Origin of the sequence: Sulfitobacter sp. (assembly GCF_036960155.1) — a bacterium.
Taxonomy (GTDB): Bacteria; Pseudomonadota; Alphaproteobacteria; order Rhodobacterales; family Rhodobacteraceae; genus Sulfitobacter.
Genome location: NZ_JBALWB010000023.1, coordinates 33,334 through 52,880 on the forward strand (window position 1 = coordinate 33,334; position 19,547 = coordinate 52,880).

Genomic DNA, 19,547 nt, shown 5'->3' on the forward strand with positions numbered 1-19,547 from the left:
GACTCAGTAGCTGCCGTCGGTTTTGTTGATAGCTAGGTCGGCTCTGCGGACAAAGTGAGCATTCGCTGCACATCGCGCGAATGGCGGCTTTCGCTCAAATCGCAAGATTCTGAATCCGCCTCTTGATACCGCTCATTCTTAGATTGCGAGCCCTCTAAGGGCCATGAATTGTGGCGGATAGCCTCAAGCTGCGCTGCGGTTTATTGAAAGTGCCCCTCCAGCCCAAAAATCAGCTCGGTTAGGAGAACAATGCACCAGTTATGTGCGTTTCTACGGAATTCTTGCACAATCCTGCGAAGCACTTTCAAAATGGATGTGTTTACTCAGTTCATCGCGTTATACTTCTCTCCGACCGGGAGGCGATGAATGAACCTGCTTAATTTTCTAGTGGACGTGAAGGATCACATTGCCCAAAGCGGCATTCACGATGGGTTCCAACTCAGTGGTGTCCGCAACATGGGACTAATGCAAACTCGCCATGCGAAATCTAACACTTGTGCTGTGATTGACCCCCTCATTGGCCTAGTCTTGCAAGGCCAAAAGACTGTACAGTATGGTTCGAGGCGGATCGAATATGCAGCTGGTGACGTGTTGATCGTAGGCCAAACGCTACCAACAATATCCTCGGTCGTGAACGCCACACCCGAAGTTCCCTTTATTGCGGCCTATGTCAGTATTGATATGCAGATTGTCCGTAATCTTTATAGCGACATCGACGGAGGGCGCGGCCAAGACAATACGGCACCAGCATTTTTGGCTGGCACGGCTGAGGACGAGTTGATCGATGCCATGGCGCGTCTTTTCCGGTTGCGCCGCGATCCCGTTGAGGAACAGGCCCTTGGGGCTGCAGCCCTGCGCGAGGTCTATTTTCGCGTTTTGCGCAGCAAGCATGGTCAAGCATTGCAGCAAATGATCCACCTTGACAGTAAAGCTAACCAAATCGCCAAGGCAATTGCGCACATTCGCAAGGAATACCGTGGCACGATCAAGGCCTCGGACCTTGCGTCGATCGCAGGGATGAGCGCATCGATCTTCTACGAGAACTTCAAGCAGATCACAGCCAATAGCCCGCTTCAGTATCAAAAAGATCTCCGTTTGCATGACGCCCAGCAGATGCTGCAGCAGGCACAAGCACCAATCTCGCAAATCGCGTTGGCTGTTGGGTATGAGAGCGCCGCACAATTCAGCCGAGAGTTTTCGCGTAAATTTGGTGCAGCTCCCAAAACTTTTGTTGGTGCGCAAGCAAGCTGAATGTCTTGTTCATTCCGATTGGGTTTCGGAGGATAATGCAAGGATTGCGGAGAATTTGCCCTCCCTCAACCTGATCACCAGCGCTAAGTTCATTCTTATAAGTCAACGGATCGAACGATCCAACGCAACTGTGCGTCGAAAGGAAGAACATGGCAATTTTAGATCAGGTCCCTCTTCAATCAGGATTTCACGCGAAAAGCACCGCTGCCGAGGTTTTAAAAGACATCAATCTGGCTGGAAAAATCGCCATCGTAACTGGCGGCTACAGCGGGCTTGGCCTTGAGACTGTGCGTGCATTGGCAAGCAAAGGTGCGAAAGTGATCGTTCCGGTCCGCTCAGAAACGAAGGCGAAAGAAGCCCTCGCGGGCATCGCAGGAGACATCACAATAGCGCCAATGGATTTAGCGGACTTGGCTTCGGTCAACACGTTTGCGGCGTCCATGCAAATCACGCTTCCGCAGATCGACCTCCTGATCAACAATGCTGGCGTTATGGCAAGCCCGGAATCCAAAGTCGGACCCGGTTGGGAATCCCAGTTTGGCATCTGCCATATGGGTCATTTTGCACTGACACAGGGTCTTTTCTCACTTCTGGAAAAGGCATCAGCACCACGCGTTGTTGCACTGTCTTCCACTGCTCATAAAATGTCGGACATCCAATGGGACGACATCAACTTCGATCAAACACCTTATGAGAAATGGCGAGCCTACGGCCAAGCTAAGACTGCGAACGCGCTTTTCGCCAATGCTCTGTCACGACGCTTGAAAGATGCAGGTGGGTTGGCGTTTTCGGTACATCCAGGTGGTATTTTCACACCACTTCAACGTCATCTACCAAAGGAAGAAATGATCGCAATGGGATGGCTGGGCGAAGATGGAGAGCCCTCCGAACTGGCCAAGGCAGGCTTCAAAAGTCCTGAACAAGGTGCCTCAACAACGCTTTGGGCTGCGACATCGTCCAAATTGCTTGGGAAGCCCGGCGTTTATTGCGAGGATGCAGATATCGCTGCCATGACTGATCCCGACAGCCCAATGGGTCGATATATGGGTGTAGACCCACATGCGTGCGACGACGATGCAGCAGAGCGGCTTTGGGATTTGAGTGTGGGTTGGCTGAAGGCCGCCTAAGATCCAATATTTGGCACCCAAGGCTTTTGAAGCTGCGAAGCGTTGTCTTCGCCAACAACGAAAGAAGGCATCGGCATGGCAAACAAGACCTTGATGGATAGTGGCTTTTCGAACTGGACGGCAGATCGTTTGCCAGATTTGACAGGTAAGCTGTACGTTATCACTGGCGGCAATTCGGGCATTGGGTTTGAAGCCGCCAAACACTTGGGCAAGGCTGGCGCAGATGTCGTGCTGGCCTGCAGGTCCACCGCCAAAGCCGAAGTCGCGGCAAAGGAGTTGCGTTCGCATGTCAAAGGACAGGTCGATATCGCCCAACTCAATCTAAGCGACCTCTCTTCGGTTCGTGCGGCTGCTGATGAACTACGCTCGAAACACAAGAAGATTGACGCCCTCATCAACAATGCCGGCGTGATGCAAACGCCAAAACAACAGACCGTCGATGGTTTTGAGATGCAGCTTGGCACAAACCACTTGGGGCATTTCCTGCTGTCAGGTTTGCTTATGGATTTAGTTGAGGCCGCCGCTGGCCGGGTCGTAACGTTGTCCAGCATAGCGCATCTTTCAGGTAAAATCCGCTTCCACGATCTGATGGGAGAAAAAGCATATTCACCGATGAGCGCGTATACACAGAGCAAGGGCGCAAATCTGATTTTCGCACTGGAGTTGGATCGTAGACTGCAAGCCTCGGGGAAACAGGCCGTCAGCATCGCATGCCACCCCGGGTACACAAATACGAATTTGCAAAGCACTGGTCCAACAGGGTTTTTCAACTTACTCTACAAATTAACCAACCCAATTTTTGCGCAATCAGGGCCCGATGGCGCATTGCCGTCGGTTCTAGCAGCGGCTGGAACCGAAGCGAAACGCGGTGGTTATTATGGTCCACAAAAGATGGGGGAAACCCGTGGCGCTGTTGGAGACGCGAAAGTGGCTGCTTATGTTTTGAACGAAGAAACTGCCAAAAGACTCTGGGACGAAAGTGAAAAACTTGTTGGCCATCAATGGGCTCAATAACTAGCGACGAAGCCAACATTGATCAGAGTTTATTGTATCTCCGCAATCCGGCGCTCTCTGCCGTTCGTCCTGATCCTGATGAAAGATATCGACGGCCCTGTCGCCTCGCCGATGAACGACTGCGGACCCAACACTGAAGCCTGCGGTTTTCGAAAAATCCCTATTTCAAGGATACCAATAGCATGGATAAGAGCCTTTTTCAGTTTATCTGGAAATATTCAAAGCACGACCAGCTTGTGTTATTGGGCGTCACGTTGCTGACATTCCCACTCCTTTATGTGTCTTTGGAACTGCCCAAGCGTATCATTAACGACGCGATCGGTGGGTCCGGTAACGATGTGTCGCTATTGGGCCTGTCGCTGAGCCAGATACAATTCTTACTGGTCCTGTGCTTCGGGTTCTTGCTGGCGGTGCTAGCGAACGGACTGTTGAAAATGCAGCTCAATACGATGAAAGGTGTGCTAGCTGAACGTCTCCTTCGACGGTTCCGCTTTCAGCTTCTGACACGCATCCTTCGGTTCCCGCGCCCGTTCTTCCGCACCACCAGCCAAGGCGAGTTGGTGTCAATGGTGACTTCGGAAGCTGAGCCCATGGGTGGACTTATGGGCGATATGCTGTCGCAGCCTGTGTTTCAGGCAGGGCAGATGATGACCATTCTGATATTTTTGTTTGCGCAGAGCTTTTGGTTTGGCTTGGCATCCGTCGCGCTGATCCCTCTGCAAGCGTGGATCATCCCAAAGCTGCAACGCCAGATCAACTTGCTGAACAAGGCCCGTATTCAAGAGGTGCGCAAGCTCGCCGCTGACATCGGGGAAACGGCCGTCGGGGTGAGCGACATTCGTATAAATGGCGGACTTCGCAACAGGATGTCCCTATTTTCTGACCGGTTGGGAAGCCTCTTTGGCATTAGGCTGGCTATTTACCAAAAGAAGTTTTTCATGAAGTTCCTGAACAACTTCATCAACCAATTGACCCCGTTCTTTTTCTACTCGGTCGGCGGATATCTGGCGATCACCGGGCAGATTACTGTAGGGGCGCTTGTCGCAGCATTGGCGGCATACAAAGATCTGTCATCGCCTTGGAAGGAGCTCCTCGCCTATTACAACCAAACACAAGATATGGCATTGCGCTGGGAAGTCGTCACAGAAAAATTTGCGCCCAAAACGTTAGTCGATGACGCGCTTTTTGAGGGGACACCCGACGCATTCCCGAGCCTGAGGGGCGACATCGAGTTACATGATGTGACGGTCCTTGATGACGAGGGGCAACCGGTCTTGGAAGACATTAATCTTGTTATCCCGCAAGGCGCACGTGTGGCTATCAAAATGGATGATGAAACCGCCGCGTTGGCTTTTGCAGATGTTCTGACGCGCGAGGTAATCCCCCACCGAGGAAAGGTGCAAATCGCCGGACATGATCTAAATGAGCTGCATCAAGCAGTGGTTGCCAACAGCATTGGTTATGCCCACTCAAAACCTCATATTTTTCAGGGGACACTTGGCGAAAACCTTTTGATGCCATTCAAAGACGCGCCATCTCCTGAACATGGTGCTTCTTTCGATGTCGTTCGCGGGCAAGAGGAGGCTGCGCGGTCGGGCAATAGCACCGATCCGTTTGATGCCGACTGGGTCGATCCCAAACTTGCTGGGCTTGAGACTTCGGACGATATCCGAGAATGGTGGTTCCAACTTGTAGAGGCGATGGGCATTGATGATTTTATGGTGCGCCGCGCGCTGCGATCTCGTCTTGAACCGACCGCGCAGCCGGAGCTTGTAACCGCGATTGTGCAAATGCGGCCAGAAATTGCTGACCGGTTGAAGAAGGCCGGGCTAGACGACATCGTCCATGTTTTTGATCCAGAAAAATTCAACCCGGTTTCCCCATTGGGGAGCAACCTTCTGTATGCCTTGCCCACACGTTTTCTAACACAAGAAACGCTGTCACAAGAAGTCAGCTTTGTCGAAATGCTGGCAGAAAATGGAATCGTGGAGGAGCTGGCGCAGATGTCAGCAGGGGTCATTGAAGGGTTGGTAGCGACGTTTGGCAACGATGGTACCGATCATCCGCTGTTCCGACGTCTGAATATGCCAGACGAACTGTATTATCGCTTGAGTAGCATCGTGACAAAGAGGCGTGAGGTTGGCGATGCAGAGTTACCCGTTGAAGATTTTGCCTTAATGCTGACGGTACCATTTGCCTTTTCAGCAGAGCAGATCGGCCCCGCATTTAGCGCGTCTTTCAAAGATAGGGTTCTGGAAATCCGAAAAAACAATGCGAGCCAAATGGTCGCAGAGCTTGGTGAAATGTTCGAGCCCATCGACCCGCTAAAATACATTCCCGTAATGTCGGTTCTGGGCAACGCGATCTTCGGTCGTGTCTCAAACATGGCTGGTGCCCGAGAAAAACTGGTCGAAGATATCGTTGTCGATGTGTTGAGCGAAATGGGTGTTAGGCGCTTGGCTGCGCAATCAATCTTTGACCTCGTGACCACGCAAGGTGGTGAGAACCTACCAGCGGTGTTTCGGGAGCGAATCGCGTTTAGCCGTGCCGGAATCAAGAAGCCTGATGTGTTGATCTTGGGAAATGCCTTGGCCAGCCACGATGAAAAAGAGCGCTCAGAAATGCGGGAGCGGATCAGTGACTTGATGCCTGATACGACAAAGATATTCATTGAAAGAGAATTCACTAATCCTGAAGGCTATGACTTGTTTGTCGAAATCAAAGATGGCCGCATCGATGGGGATGAACGTGCTTATGAGCCTCGTGACGAAGATGCACGCCAAGACTTGAACCGCAAGTTACGGATCGTGGCCCAGACCGAATTGTTTGGTGGTCTTGATCAAAAGCAACAGCGATTGCTGGCCTTTAGCGGCCAATGGTTTGAAGCGAAAGCTGGACAAGTAATCTTTAAAGCTGAGCAAGATGCCGATGCGGCGTATTTGTGCGTAAAAGGTCTGGCCGGGTTGTACTGGCCTGAAACCGAGAGCCGAAGCGTTCTTGTTACAGAAGTCACTCCTGGCCGTCTGATCGGCGATCTGGCGGTGATTCAAAGTAGAAAACGCCCACTTAACTTGGTCGCAATTGAAGACAGCATGTTTCTACGGATTGGCGCAAGCGAACTACTGGCTGTTATTGAGAATGATGCGGCTGTTGCAACCAGCCTGCTTCGTTCCGTTGCCAACCACCTGATGGGTGCCGCAGATAGCATACGCGCAACGCGGGCATTTGCAGTCGAACATGGGTTGGACTTGTCAGAACTGGACACAAGAGAAACGGAATAACTCTTATAGCAACAATCCAATGCAGATATAGGATTGAAACGCCAAGCAGTTTCAAGGATCGTATCCGACGGACAACGAAACTCGAAACCAGACATTCGCTGCGTAATTGCCCAACGACTGCTTAGGATTTGGAGCGAAGTCTGAGTTCAGCCCCCCTACCCTGCCGCAAACGGCCCAAACTTGCCGTTCGTGCGAAATACGTCTAATGACTGCTCCCAGCCCAAAGCGGACACTACACACTGTTTTCCTCAAGAGGTTAGGCGTGCAGGCGCATTGACGTAACAATGCGCCTGCAGCGGTTCAAAGAATGAAGTCCGTTTCCATGACCGAGGTTATGCCAATCAGCACGATGGTCATATCCGCCTCTAAGTTGCCATTCACATTGCAAAGAACGAAACCGTCCGTTCCATTTGTGGCAAAACGTAACTGTCCCGCCGCGCTGAATGCCGCGCTGCCGATGAAGGTGAACGCCTCATTTGTCTGTGTTTGAGAGATGGCGTCGACGCCCGAGACATCCACGCGGTCCGCGCCGCCTACTCCGAAGTCGAAAATCGTATCGCGCGATGTGCCTGTGCTTTGGTTCAAGAAGTCGAAGTCAAACACGTCGGCTCCTTCGCCGCCTCTAAGCGTGTCCGCCCCGACCCCGCCGTACAACGTATCATTGCCCTGCATTCCCAGCAGATAGTCATCGCCTAGGGCGCCGTAGATCAGGTCCTCACCACCAAAGCCAAGAATCTGGTCATCGTCAAAGCCCCCCACGAGCGTATCGTTTCCGATATTCGATCCATAGAGAATCTCGAACCCCAGAAACGTATCGGAACCCGCTCCCACACCATTGGCCACACCCCAAATCAAGTTGGCCTGTACCGCTCCTGCGGAGTGATAGAAGCTCAGGACATCACCCGTCCCCGCGCCGCCGTTCATGGTGTCGTTGCCGTCCGATCCTTCGATCAGGTCATTGCCTTCGCCGCCATTCAGGATATCTCCCGCGCCGAGACCGTAAATCTCATCGTTTCCAGCACCGCCGTCGATGACGTCTGCAGCCGCAGATCCGACAAGCAGGTCGTTGCCGGCCCCCCCAAGGATGCCTTCGATTGACACAAATGTGTCCATGCCCTGAAGGCTGGATACTTCCTGCGCGCCCGCGTAGTTGATGTTGACCACGAGGTCCTCGATTGCTGTGGAATAATCCACCCTGTCTGACCCCTCGCCACCGTCGATCAGGTCTTTCCTGCGCCGCCGCTCAACACGTCATCGCCATGGCCGCCTGTAAGCGTGTCCGCCCCATCCCCGCCAAGCAGCGTGTCGTTGCCCTGCATTCCCAGCAGATCGTCATCGCCGGTCTCGCCTCGAATAGAGTCGTTGCCGCCAAAGCCGATGATCCGGTTTGCGTTAAAATTACCGACCAGAAAGTCGTCTCCGATGTTCGAGCCGTAGAAATTCTCGAACCCCCAGAATCTATCGTTACCCGCGCCGCTGGCGGTCCCCAGAATTGGATTGACGTACACCCCTTCGGCGGAGTGGTAGTAACTCAGGGTATCATTTCCTGCGCCGCCGTTCATGGTGTCATTCCCGCCGGAGCCTTCGATCAGGTCGTCGCCTGCCCCGCCATTCAGGATATCGCCCGCGCCGATGCCGTAGATCTCGTCATTTCCGGCGCCGCCATCAATGAAGTCAGCGGCCGCAGATCCGACAAGCAGGTCGTTGCCTGCCCCACCAAGGATGCCTTCAATCGAGACAAATGTGTCTTTGCCCTGACCAGTAGATACTCTCTGCGCGCCTGCGTAGCTAATGTTGACCATGAGGTTCTCCCATGCTGTGGAATAATCCACCCTGTCTGACCCGCTGCCACCGTCGATCAAGTCATTGCCTGCGCCGCCGTTCAACAGGTCATCCCCGTCACCGCCAAAGAGGGCATCATTGCCACCCATTCCCGACAGCGTGTCATCGCCGGCTAGCCCGTCGATCCAGTTACTGGTGCCTCCGCCTACAATAACGTCGGGGTCTGCGGTGCCAAAGGTCTGCGCCTCAAACAACCGCATGACCATGTCAGAGGTGCCGCCCCAAGTGAAGGCTTCCCAGAAGGCAGCGATGCGGCCATCCTGAAGTTCCAGCAGTTGGGGTGAGAACCCCTCCGGTCCGCCTGCGTCAGAGCTCAGAGTGGTCTCGATATCGATCGGTTCACCATTGGCGTCATAGCGGCGGGCCACCACATCGTATTCGCCCCAAGTATCCCCGGTCTGCCAAGCAATAAGAAAGCCGCCATCAGATAACGCGATAATATCGGGACGGGACTGGTCGCCGCCGGTGTGGATTGTCTCGACGACAAAGGGATCTGTGAGGAAGCTGCCGTCTGCGGCCACGCGCCGGGCGTTGACATCATTGTAATCACCTACAATTCCGTCCTGCCAAACCACGATCACCGATCCATCAGCTAGAACAGCTGTTTCGGGGTAAGTTTGCTGCGAGGTCTCATCGGTATTGACCAGAATGGGTCCAGTTACGGGCACGCCTGTCGGGCTCAGAACGCGCGCATAAATACCCATGCTATCGCTGTCCACACCAGACCAGCTCACCATCACATTGCCATTGTTCAGCACAGCTACAGACTGGGCACCGCTATAGAATTTTGCCGTGCCAATCTCGAACGGTATTCCCGTCGGTGCACCTGCGGCATTGAGAACTACGCCTTTCAGGATCGATGGCGCCGGATAGGGCTGATCTTCTGTATAAGAAAGCAATACCGTGCCGTTGCCAAGATTGGTCAGCTCAGAGCTTTCCACGCCTTCCCCGACAGCAGAGGCTACGGAAATCTCGCCCGTCTGTGCCGTGCCGTTGGCATCATAGCGAGTGGCCACAATAATCGGCTGGCTAAGGTAGCTTGTGCCGCTGGTATAGGTCTGCCAGGCGACTAGGAAACCGCCATCGTCCAGAGCAGTAGCTGATGGTTCAGCCTGTATGGAGAGGTCGCTGGCATTGACGCGAAACTGGCTGCCCACTGCGGTGCCGTTGGCCTCATAAAGACGGGCATAGACATCGTCCATAACATAACCGCTGCCCGACGAGTGACCAGCCCAACTATACTCTGTCCAGAGCGCTAGAATCCGCCCTCCCGTTAGTTGGATCACCTGATATGCTGCTGAGTATTGATCAACATCTGATCTGACGTCGAAATCGTCTCCTACTGGGATCAATTGCATGACGGTCTCCGTATTGTTGAAGTAAATAGTCTTGGCTAGTTTTTTGCATTTCGGGTTGTGGCAATATGAACTTCACAGAATGCACAATCAGTAATGTCACCTCAACTTTAGCGCCCTCAGAAAGCTGAACACTGACATTGATCAATACGCGAATATGAGGCTTTGCGAATTGTGAGTGAGTCCCAAGCCTCTCCCAGATTGGCGTTAAAGCCGCGGCTTTAAGCGGCTAATTTGCGCATCGTCTTTCTTCGCAATAGCTCCAACGGTGTCTTGTTAACAAAAGTGAATATCGCCTGCGCCAGTTGTAATCGCCCTGCCATTCTTCAAGCGTTTTACAGGTATCACTCAAACATTCGTCCCGTAGCTTGCCGTTGAAGCCATTCAAATGTGGCTTTTCGGGAGCGATTTAGTTTCAATCAATACCAGTTTCATGAAACCATTTGAGGATAGCAATGTTGGTGACCTCAGCGCCACCATCAGAAACTAAGTTCTTTGGAATGCGAAGTTAACTGTAAGCGGTTTACCTTTTGATGCAGCAGCAATACCTTCTATGCTCAAGAATTGCATAGCTGACATCCGTGCAGAGCGCAGCGAAGGTCCGGTTTCCGCCATTCATGTCAAAACGGCATGTCTGCTTTGGGCTGGGAGCTGCCGTTAGACGCCATTCTCATCACTGGCCGCTTTGCGCAGATAGTCACCTTTGCAAAATTACGGGAACGGTACCTTAGATGCGACGGACATACCGCCGCATCCGATGGACCAAAGGCCAATCCTGCACTTACTTTCAATCTGGATCCCTCAAATGGCGGGCCGTCTGGTTTGCGAAGGCCAGATTTACTCTTTCGTCCATGCCGCCTTGGGAATCCGCTATGCAGAGCCGTTAGAGGTCAAAATCACTGGCACTCATTGACGTTACACCAAGGAGCAGGATGTTCAGATCAGTGGCGCCATTGCCGTCCACATCCCCCAGAATATAGCCATCGATGCCGTTGGTCACAAACCGTAAATCCCCTGCATTTGCAAAGGCGGATGATCCGACAAAATTGAAGATTTGGTTTCCGCTCACACCAGTATTGGCGTCAATTGCGCTCAGATCGACAACGTCAGCGCCACCGACGCCAAAGTCCTTGATCGTATCGCGCAGCGTAAATGTGCTTTCGCTTGCCAGGTTGAACACAAAGCGATCACTGCCGCCGCCCCCCGTCAGTTCATCACTGCCTTGGCCGCCCACAAGTGTGTCATTTCCCTGCATGCCGATCAGGTCATCCTGCCCGTCAAAGCCAAATATCTGGTCCGCCCCGGCAAAGCCCAGAATGCGGTTATCTGCCGTGCTTCCGATCAGAATATCACCGCCGGAATTAGAGCCGTAGAGGTCCTCGAATTCGGTGAATACGTCAGTTCCAGACGATCCACCAACCGCTTGCTCGGTCCCCTGCAGCCGCAGATTGACCCTGACACCCGCCGCTGCGTTAAAGTAGCTCAGCACGTCCGCATCGCCTGCGCCACCGAGCATGGTGTCATTGCCGCCGGAGCCTTCGATTTGGTCATTCCCCGCACCACCGCGCAGAATGTCGCCGCCGCCAATGCCGTAGATTTCGTCGTCACCGGCGCCACCATCAATGACGTTGCCAACTGCGCTGCCGACCAACAGGTCATGCCCCGTTCCGCCCAGCAGCCCTTCGATCGAGACAAATGTATCCGCACCCAACGCAGCGGAAACAACCTGTGCGCCGCCAAAATTGATATTTACCGCCAGATCATCGCTTGCGGTGGAATAATCAGCCGTGTCAAAGCCACTGCCGCCATTCAACAGATCATTGCCGCTGCTACCAGTGAGCGTGTCGTTGCCCTCGTTGCCGAGCAAGATATCTGCGCCGAAGGTCCCCTCCAGGCTGTCGTTGCCTGTGCCCCCTGTCTGTGTTTCGGCCACATCCGTGATGTTCACCTGCACCGTGCTCAGGAGCACCTGATCTTCGGAATCCGTAACTGAAATCGTCAGCGTCGCAGCGCCATCACCGAACACGTTCTGCGGGCCTGTGTATTGGACGGCAAAGCTGCTTTGCAGATAAGCGTTCAGTTCGGCGACAGTGCCGAAGAGATACACCGTGTCTGTGCCGGAAGCCAAAGCAAAGACACCATCGAAGGACGCGGCCGTAAGGGCGCCGGTCGATGCAGCGATTGTCACAACAAGCTGATCCGTTTCCGCATCCGACAGGGTGGTGCCCGAGAGATCCAGATCAGTTGCCACTGCCTCATTCGCGGCCAGCAGGGTCGGCAGACCGGCCCCCGTGGGCGCGTCGTTCACGCCAGCGATGGTGACCGTGACCGTGGCGGTATCGACCACGGGCGTGAACGACGCCCGGCCGAACACAACATAGCTTTCACCCGCACTGCTATTTGCACGGTCCGCCCCGATGATCAGATCATCAAAACCGTCGCCGTTCACATCACCAGCAGCGGCGACCGAACGCCCGCTGAAGTCATACCCATCTATCCCGTTGATGCGGAACCCGTTTGTACCGTCCAACGCAGACAGCGACAGGCTGGAGTTAAATCCACCCGTGTCGCCGAACACAACATAACTTTCGCCTCCAAAGGAGATGCCGTTCGGATCGCCGCCGTACGCCCCGACGATCAAGTCATCGATGCCGTCACCATTCACATCTCCCGCAGAGGAAACCGACACACCGCTGTAGTCACTCGCATCGATCCCGTCGATCCGGAAGCCGTTGGTGCCGTCCAACGCAGACAGCGACAGGCTGGAGGTAAAGCTCCCCGAGCTGCCAAACACAACATAGCTTTCGCCTGCATTGGAGATGCCGTTCGGATCACCACGATATGCCCCGATGAGCAGGTCATCGATCCCATCGCCATTTACGTCCCCGGCTGACGCGACCGAAAACCCACTGTTGTCATACGCATCGATCCCATCGATCCGGAAGCCGTTTGTGCCATCCAGCGCCGACAGCGACAGGCTAGAGCTAAAGCCGCCCGTGTCGCCGAACACAACATAGCTTTCGCCTGCATTGGAGGTGCCGTTCGGATCGGCGTAGTGTGCTCCGATGATCAGGTCATCGATGCCATCACCATTCACATCTCCGGCCGATGAAACCGACCATCCGCTGTAGTCAAACGCATCGATCCCATCAATCCGGAAGCCGTTTGTGCCATCCAGCGCGGACAGGGACAGGCTAGAGGTAAAGCCGCCCGTGTCGCCAAACACAACATAGCTTTCGCCTGCATCAGATGTACCGTTCGGATCGCCACGTTCCGCCCCGATGATCAGGTCATCGATCCCGTCGCCGTTCACATCCCCCGCAGAGGAAACCGAGAGCCCGCTCTGGTCCGCCCCATCGATCCCGTCGATCCGGAAGCCGTTTGTGCCGTCCAGCGCAGACAGCGACAGGCTGGAGCTAAAGCCGCCCGTGTCGCCGAACACAACATAGCTTTCGCCTGCATTGGCGTTGCCGTTCGGATCGCCACCAATCGCCCCGATGATCAGGTCATCGATGCCGTCGCCATTCACATCTCCGGCAGAGGAAACCGACCCCCCGCTGTTGTCAAACGCATCGATCCCGTCGATCCGGAAGCCGTTGCTGCCATCCAGCGCAGACAGCGACAGGCTGGAGGTAAAGCTCCCCGAGCTGCCGAACACTACATAGCTTGCGCCCGCATCGGAGGTGCCGTTCGGATCGGCGTAGGGTGCCCCGATGATCAGGTCATCGATCCCGTCACCATTCACATCTCCGGCAGAGGCGACCGAGCGCCCGCTGAAGTCATACGTATCGATCCCGTCAATCCGGAAGCCGTTTGTACCGTCCAGCGCCGACAACGACAGGACACCGTCAAAGAAGCCCGCGAACAGCGAGGAATCGTCATCGGTCACGGTATAGGTAAAGCTGTCGGTGCCATCCACACCCGTGCCTAAATATTCAAATGCGCCGTTCGGGTCATAGTCAAACGTCCCATCACCGTTCACTGTCAGCAACGCACCCGAAGCCAGCGTGATCTGGCTGCCCACATCGGTGAACGCGCCGTTCACTTCCACAATGGTCAGCGCATCACCATTCAGATCGCTGTCTGCGCCATTGCCGTTGTCGGCCACTAGATTACGCGTAGGCAAAGCTGTGTTTTCATCGGTGGCAAAGGTATCATCCTGCGCCACAGGCACTTCGTTCACCGCTGTCACCGTGATCGTCTGCGTCACCACCAAGCTGTCAGCGGTGCCGTCATTCACCGTCACCGAAAGCGTGCGATCGCCAGTGTCGGGCATGTTGGAGGTATTGGTATAACTCACTGCGCGCAGCGCCACCTGCCATTCGGCTGGCGTTGCTGTGGCACTGGCAGAGGTCAGCGTCAGGATGCCAGTGTTGCCGTCATAGACGCCCGCGATATTGCCCATGCCAGACGTGTTGGCAAAGGCCAGCACGTCTTCGGCAGTGACCAGCCCGCCAGTGATTGCAACCGTGGCCGAGGCCAGCGTGGTTGTGTCCACGTCGCTGACCGTCACATCCGGCAGGGCCACCAACGCGACCTGTTCGGTTGCCCCGACGGTGGCGCTCAGGCCGCCCAACTCAGGTGCGTCATTCACACCGGCGATGGTGACAGTGACTGTTGCGGTATCAACCACGGGGGTAAAGGTCGCCCGACCGAACACAACATAGCTTTCGCCCGCGTTGGAGGTGCCGTTCGGATCACCGCGATCCGCCCCGATGATCAGATCATCAAAACCGTCGCCGTTCACATCACCAGCAGCGGCGACCGAACGCCCGCTCCGGTCATCCGCATCGATCCCATCGATCCGGAAGCCGTTGGTGCCGTCCAGCGCCGATAACGACAAGCTGGAGCCAAAGCCCCCCGTGCTACCGAACACAACATAGCTTTCGCCGGAGGATGTGCCGTTCGGATCGCCACCGCGCGCGCCGATGATCAGGTCATCGATCCCGTCGCCATTCACATCTCCGGCAGAGGAAACAGACTGCCCGCTGTTGTCAGACGCATCGATCCCGTCAATTCGGAACCCGTTTGATCCGTCTAGCGCAGACAGCGACAGGCTGGAGCCGAAGCCGCCCGTGTCGCCAAACACAACATAGCTTTCGCCCGCGCCATAGGTGCCGTTCGGATCGGCAAGTTGCGCCCCGATGATCAGATCATCGATGCCATCGCCGTTCACATCGCCCGCAGATGAGACAGAAAACCCGCTGCGGTCAAAGGCACCAATCCCGTCGATCCGGAAGCCGTTTGTGCCATCCAGCGCCGACAGCGACAGGCTGGAGGTAAAGCCACCCGTATCGCCGAACACAACATAGCTTTCGCCTGCATTGGCGTTGCTGTTCGGATCAGCACGATATGCCCCGATGATCAGGTCATCGATCCCGTCGCCGTTCACATCCCCGGCAGAGGAAACCGAGAACCCGCTCCGGTCATCCGCATCGATCCCATCAACCCGGAACCCGTTTGTGCCATCCAGCGCAGACAGCGACAGGCTGGAGCCAAAGCCGCCCGTGTCGCCGAACACAACATAGCTTTCGCCCGCGCCAGAGGTGCCGTTCGGATCAGCACGATCTGCCCCGATGATCAGATCATCGATCCCGTCGCCGTTCACATCCCCCGCAGCGGAGACCGAGCGCCCGCTGACGTCAGACGCATCGATCCCGTCGATCCGGAACCCGTTAGATCCATCCAGCGCAGACAGTGATAGGCTGGAACTAAAGCCGCCCGTGTCGCCGAACACAACATAGCTTTCGCCCGCAACGGAGTTGCCGTTTGGATCAGCAAATTGCGCCCCGATGATCAGGTCATCTACTCCGTCGCCATTCACATCACCGGCTGACGCAACCGATTGCCCGCTGTAATCATACGCATCGATCCCGTCAATCCGGAAGCCGTTTGATCCGTCCAGCGCAGACAGCGACAGGCTAGAGGTAAAGCCGCCCGTGTCGCCGAACACAACATAGCTTTCGCCCGCGTAGGAGCTGCCGTTCGGATCGGCACTCTCTGCTCCGATGATCAAGTCATCTACTCCGTCGCCATTCACATCACCGGCAGAGGAAACCGAGCGCCCGCTGTTGTCATCCGTATCTATCCCGTCGATCCGGAAGCCGTTGGTGCCGTCGAGTGCAGACAGCGATAGGCTGGAGGCGAAGGGGTTTGTGAGCGCGAAACTGCCGTCCGTCACTGCATAGGTAAAGCTGTCGGTGCCATCGACACCAGCGGCCAGCGCCTCGAACGCGCCGTTAGGATCATAGTCAAAGGTTCCGTCAGCGTTCACCGTCACCAGCGCGCCCGAGGCCAGCGTGATCTGGCTGCCCACATTCGCCGCCACGCCGTTCACCGCAGCGATCGACATCAGGTTGTTGGGTGAATCGTCCCGATCGAAGCCGTTGCCATTGTCGGCCAACACATCGCCAGACAGCGGCGTATCCTCATTCGTGGCCACGTCGTCATCGGCGGCATCCACGACAGCATTCTCGCCAAAGATCACATAGCTTTCGCCTGCATTGGTGTTGCCGTTCGGATCAGCAAATTGCGCCCCGACGATCAGGTCATCGATGCCGTCGCCGTTCACGTCTCCGGCAGCAGAGACCGAGCGCCCACTTTCGTCACTCGCATCGATCCCGTCGATCCGGAAGCCGTTGGTGCCATCAATCGCAGACAGCGACAGGCTGGAGGTAAAGCCCCCCGTGCTACCAAACACCACAAAGCTTTCGCCGGAGGATGTGCCGTTCGGATCGCCAGCGCGCGCGCCGATGATCAGGTCATCGATCCCGTCGCCGTTCACATCCCCAGCAGAGGAGACCGAGTATCCGCTCCGGTCACCCCCATCGACCCCGTCGATCCGGAACCCGTTTGTGCCATCCAGCGCAGACAGCGATAGGCTGGAGCTAAAGCCGCCCGTGCCGCCGAACACAACATAGCTTTCGCCCGCGCCAGAGGAGCCGTTTGAACTGGCAAATTGCGCCCCGATGATCAGATCATCGATCCCGTCGCCGTTCACATCTCCAGCAGAGGAGACAGACCATCCGCTGTTGTCATACGCATCTATCCCGTCGATCCGGAAGCCGTTGGTGCCATCCAGCGCAGACAGCGATAGGCTAGACGTGAAGGCTCCCGTGCTGCCGAACACAACATAGCTTTCGCCCGCGCCAGAGGTGCCGTTCGGATCGGCAAAACGCGCCCCTATGATCAGGTCATCGATCCCGTCGCCGTTCACATCGCCGGCAGAGGAAACCGAGAACCCGCTATTGTCATTCGTATCTATCCCGTCGATGCGGAACCCGTTGGTGCCATCCAGCGCCGATAGCGACAGGCTGGAGCCAAACCCACCCGTGCTGCCGAACACAACATAGCTTTCGCCCGCATTGGCTGCACCGTTCGGATCTGCAGAGGGTGCTGCGATGATCAGGTCATCAAAACCGTCGCCGTTCACATCCCCCGCAGAGGAAACAGACTGCCCGCTTTGGTCACTCGCATCGATCCCGTCAATCCGGAAGCCGTTTGATCCATCCAGCGCAGACAGTGATAGGCTAGAACTAAAGCCGCCCGTGTCGCCGAACACAACATAACTTTCGCCCGCATTGGAGGTGCCGTTCGGATCACCACGTTCCACCCCGATGATCAAGTCATCAATCCCGTCGCCGTTCACATCACCAGCAGAGGAAACAGACCGTCCGCTATAGTCATACGCATCTATCCCGTCGATCCGGAAGCCGTTGGTGCCGTCCAGCGCTGACAACGACAGGCTGGACGTGAAGCCCCCCGCGCTGCCGAACACAACATAGCTTTCGCCCGCATAGGAGCTGCTGTTCGGATCGCCGCTGTTGGCCCCGATGATCAGGTCATCGATCCCGTCGCCATTTACATCGCCCGCAGACGCGACCGATCGCCCGCTGTAGTCATACGCATCGATCCCGTCGATCCGAAAGCCGTTTGTGCCGTCCAGCGACGAGAGAGAGAAAACAGTTTTGATCATGGAAAGGCATCCTTTACCCGCGGGCTTTGTTTGCGCCAGGGGTCAGGCTGGCAATTGGTCCGGGGCGCAAAGGCCCTACAGTGCTGTCGCTTTGGAGAGGAACGTCAGGCCCGTGGGCCAGCGGGTCAGAACCGCAAAAAATAACAAGCCGCTCAGTCGTGCTGCGCAAATAGCAGGACGCGTTGTTCGGGTAGGCTTGCCTTTATCGTCATAAGAAACCGACTGCGCAGAAATAAAAAACCAACGAGTCAAAAGAAGCCTGAAATCGAATTACATTAGTTAACAATGACATAATTCGCTCTCAAACAATAGTTTAAAAGGATGGAAGATCCGATACACGCATGACGTGTATCGGTCCTCTTTTCACCGCCGCGGCTCTAGCCACATCAACCGATGATCTTGGTGTCGTCTATCGACACAACCCTGCGGATCTCGTCCGAGCGGAACCCGATCAGGCTTGGCTTGTGGGCGTCAGCGATCACCGCGATGTCGAACAGTTCTGTCACCACGCCAGTGATCCGCAACCAATGCACCACATCACCCGTGACCGTATCGATCACAAACACGCCACAGCGCGGTGAGACGTTCTCGCGGTCCAGCCGCTCTTGCAGCTCCAGCCCGCCGAATGTGTTATTCTCGCGCGGCTCGGACGCACCGACGATGGCGTAACGGCCCAGAAACGTCAAACCCCGCAGATAGCCCGGACAAAAGGCCACAGCAGTAAAAGTGCCACTTGCAGGATCAATGGTGCCGATCTCGCCCGTTCCGGCGTTCAACAGCCACAACTTGCCGTCATGCCAACGCGGTGAATGCGGCATCGACAGGCCAGTCGCCGCGATCTCGCCGCTGTCCACATCGACCACAACACCACCGTCGCGGCGGTGCTCACGCCACCCGTCCGCAATATCCGAGGTTGAGACCGCCGTGACAAAAGCTGGCCTGCCATCACGCATCGCCATGCCGTTCAAATGGCAACGATCCTCAGCAGCAAGCCGACTGCGAACTCCCACTGAAGTGCAAGGCTTCGATCCAGTCTTTTGCTCCAATAGGTTCCGTATTTCCATCAGCTTGATTTCGAATACCTCAGCGGGTGTTTTGTATCCCAGACGCTTGAACGGGGTTGAATTGAGACACCCCAAAATCGGCCTTAAGTATCGATCTTGGGGCCGTCGATATCGTTGATCGAGGTAGGCGTCTTCGCAGCCCGTTGCTGGTGCTTTCCACTGTGAGCGATACATGAACCGCGACTTCTATTACTTTTAAGGGTAGGTTGATCGACCCATCGGGGACTAGATTTAGCCAATCTGAGTACCCTTACACGCAAGAAACAGTCAAGATTCTAGCGTGCCAATATAGTAAAATTCTGGGCTTGAGAAATCCTGAGATGTCTTTGAAACCGCCTGAGATCAATGTCGGGTTCCATTAAAGCGGCATGATTACGAGCACTCGCAGCTAACTTCAGCTAACCGCCAGATGTGCCAAATAGGGGTGACTGCTTTGGGCTGGGAGCTGCCGTTGCTAGTGAAGAGGTAAACGGCGGCTAAGTCCCGTAAAGCAGGCCTTCATCCATCCAAGTAGCATAATGCGGCCTTCGCGCGTGCAGCTATAGTCCGTTTCTCTAATTGGGAGTTTGGGTCAAGCTCGTTCTTCTTGTTTCTTTTGGGTCTTTGTCACTCATCCGGGTCACGCTTCTCTTCGCAGT

General features: G+C 55.4%; 8 protein-coding genes and 1 pseudogene. 4 read left to right on the plus strand and 5 right to left on the minus strand.

Annotated elements, in window-relative coordinates:
• Nucleotides 1–366 precede the first annotated feature (366 nt).
• The 4 genes from V7775_RS23825 to V7775_RS23840 all read left to right on the plus strand — a co-directional run bounded on the left by V7775_RS23825 (nucleotide 367) and on the right by V7775_RS23840 (nucleotide 6,673).
• The gene (locus V7775_RS23825; protein WP_335754427.1) at nucleotides 367–1,251 is read left to right on the plus strand and encodes an AraC family transcriptional regulator; all 885 of its coding nucleotides are present in this window, start codon (nucleotides 367–369) and stop codon (nucleotides 1,249–1,251) included.
• Nucleotides 1,252–1,400: 149 nt separating this feature from the next.
• Entirely contained in the window at nucleotides 1,401–2,378 is a 978-nt protein-coding gene (locus V7775_RS23830; protein WP_335754428.1) for an oxidoreductase, read from the plus strand.
• Between the two features lie 75 nt (nucleotides 2,379–2,453).
• A complete protein-coding gene (locus tag V7775_RS23835; protein ID WP_335754429.1) occupies nucleotides 2,454–3,392 on the plus strand; it encodes an oxidoreductase in 939 nt (312 codons plus the stop codon).
• A gap of 182 nt (nucleotides 3,393–3,574) precedes the next feature.
• The gene (locus tag V7775_RS23840) at nucleotides 3,575–6,673 is read left to right on the plus strand and encodes an ABC transporter transmembrane domain-containing protein (protein ID WP_335754430.1); all 3,099 of its coding nucleotides are present in this window, start codon (nucleotides 3,575–3,577) and stop codon (nucleotides 6,671–6,673) included.
• A gap of 300 nt (nucleotides 6,674–6,973) precedes the next feature.
• On the opposite strand, the gene V7775_RS23845 is transcribed toward V7775_RS23840, so the two are convergent.
• The 5 genes and pseudogenes from V7775_RS23845 to V7775_RS23865 all read right to left on the minus strand — a co-directional run.
• Nucleotides 6,974–7,897: a calcium-binding protein gene (locus V7775_RS23845; protein WP_335754438.1), complete on the minus strand. Its 924-nt coding sequence runs from the start codon at nucleotides 7,895–7,897 to the stop codon at nucleotides 6,974–6,976.
• Entirely contained in the window at nucleotides 7,894–9,873 is a 1,980-nt protein-coding gene (locus V7775_RS23850; protein WP_335754431.1) for a hypothetical protein, read from the minus strand. The genes V7775_RS23845 and V7775_RS23850 overlap by 4 nt, the downstream gene beginning before the upstream one ends.
• Before the next feature lie 880 nt (nucleotides 9,874–10,753).
• Nucleotides 10,754–17,845 carry a beta strand repeat-containing protein gene (locus V7775_RS23855; protein WP_335754432.1) on the minus strand — a complete coding sequence of 2,364 codons (7,092 nt, stop codon included), beginning with the start codon at nucleotides 17,843–17,845 and terminating at the stop codon, nucleotides 10,754–10,756.
• Between the two features lie 386 nt (nucleotides 17,846–18,231).
• The gene (locus V7775_RS23860; RefSeq protein WP_335754433.1) at nucleotides 18,232–18,909 is read right to left on the minus strand and encodes a TIGR03032 family protein; all 678 of its coding nucleotides are present in this window, start codon (nucleotides 18,907–18,909) and stop codon (nucleotides 18,232–18,234) included.
• A pseudogene (locus tag V7775_RS23865) lies at nucleotides 18,904–19,072 on the minus strand (IS30 family transposase); the annotation flags it as partial. The gene V7775_RS23860 and the pseudogene V7775_RS23865, both read right to left, overlap by 6 nt.
• Nucleotides 19,073–19,547 lie beyond the last annotated feature (475 nt).

Bases quoted from the DNA above. Each gene is read 5' to 3' on its own strand.
- V7775_RS23835 (WP_335754429.1), top strand. From the start codon at position 2,454: ATGGCAAACAAGACCTTGATGGATAGTGGCTTTTCGAACTGGACGGCA.
- V7775_RS23860 (WP_335754433.1), bottom strand. From the start codon at position 18,909: ATGGAAATACGGAACCTATTGGAGCAAAAGACTGGATCGAAGCCTTGC.
- V7775_RS23830 (WP_335754428.1), top strand. From the start codon at position 1,401: ATGGCAATTTTAGATCAGGTCCCTCTTCAATCAGGATTTCACGCGAAA.
- V7775_RS23825 (WP_335754427.1), top strand. From the start codon at position 367: ATGAACCTGCTTAATTTTCTAGTGGACGTGAAGGATCACATTGCCCAA.
- V7775_RS23855 (WP_335754432.1), bottom strand. From the start codon at position 17,845: ATGATCAAAACTGTTTTCTCTCTCTCGTCGCTGGACGGCACAAACGGC.
- V7775_RS23850 (WP_335754431.1), bottom strand. From the start codon at position 9,873: ATGCAATTGATCCCAGTAGGAGACGATTTCGACGTCAGATCAGATGTT.
- V7775_RS23840 (WP_335754430.1), top strand. From the start codon at position 3,575: ATGGATAAGAGCCTTTTTCAGTTTATCTGGAAATATTCAAAGCACGAC.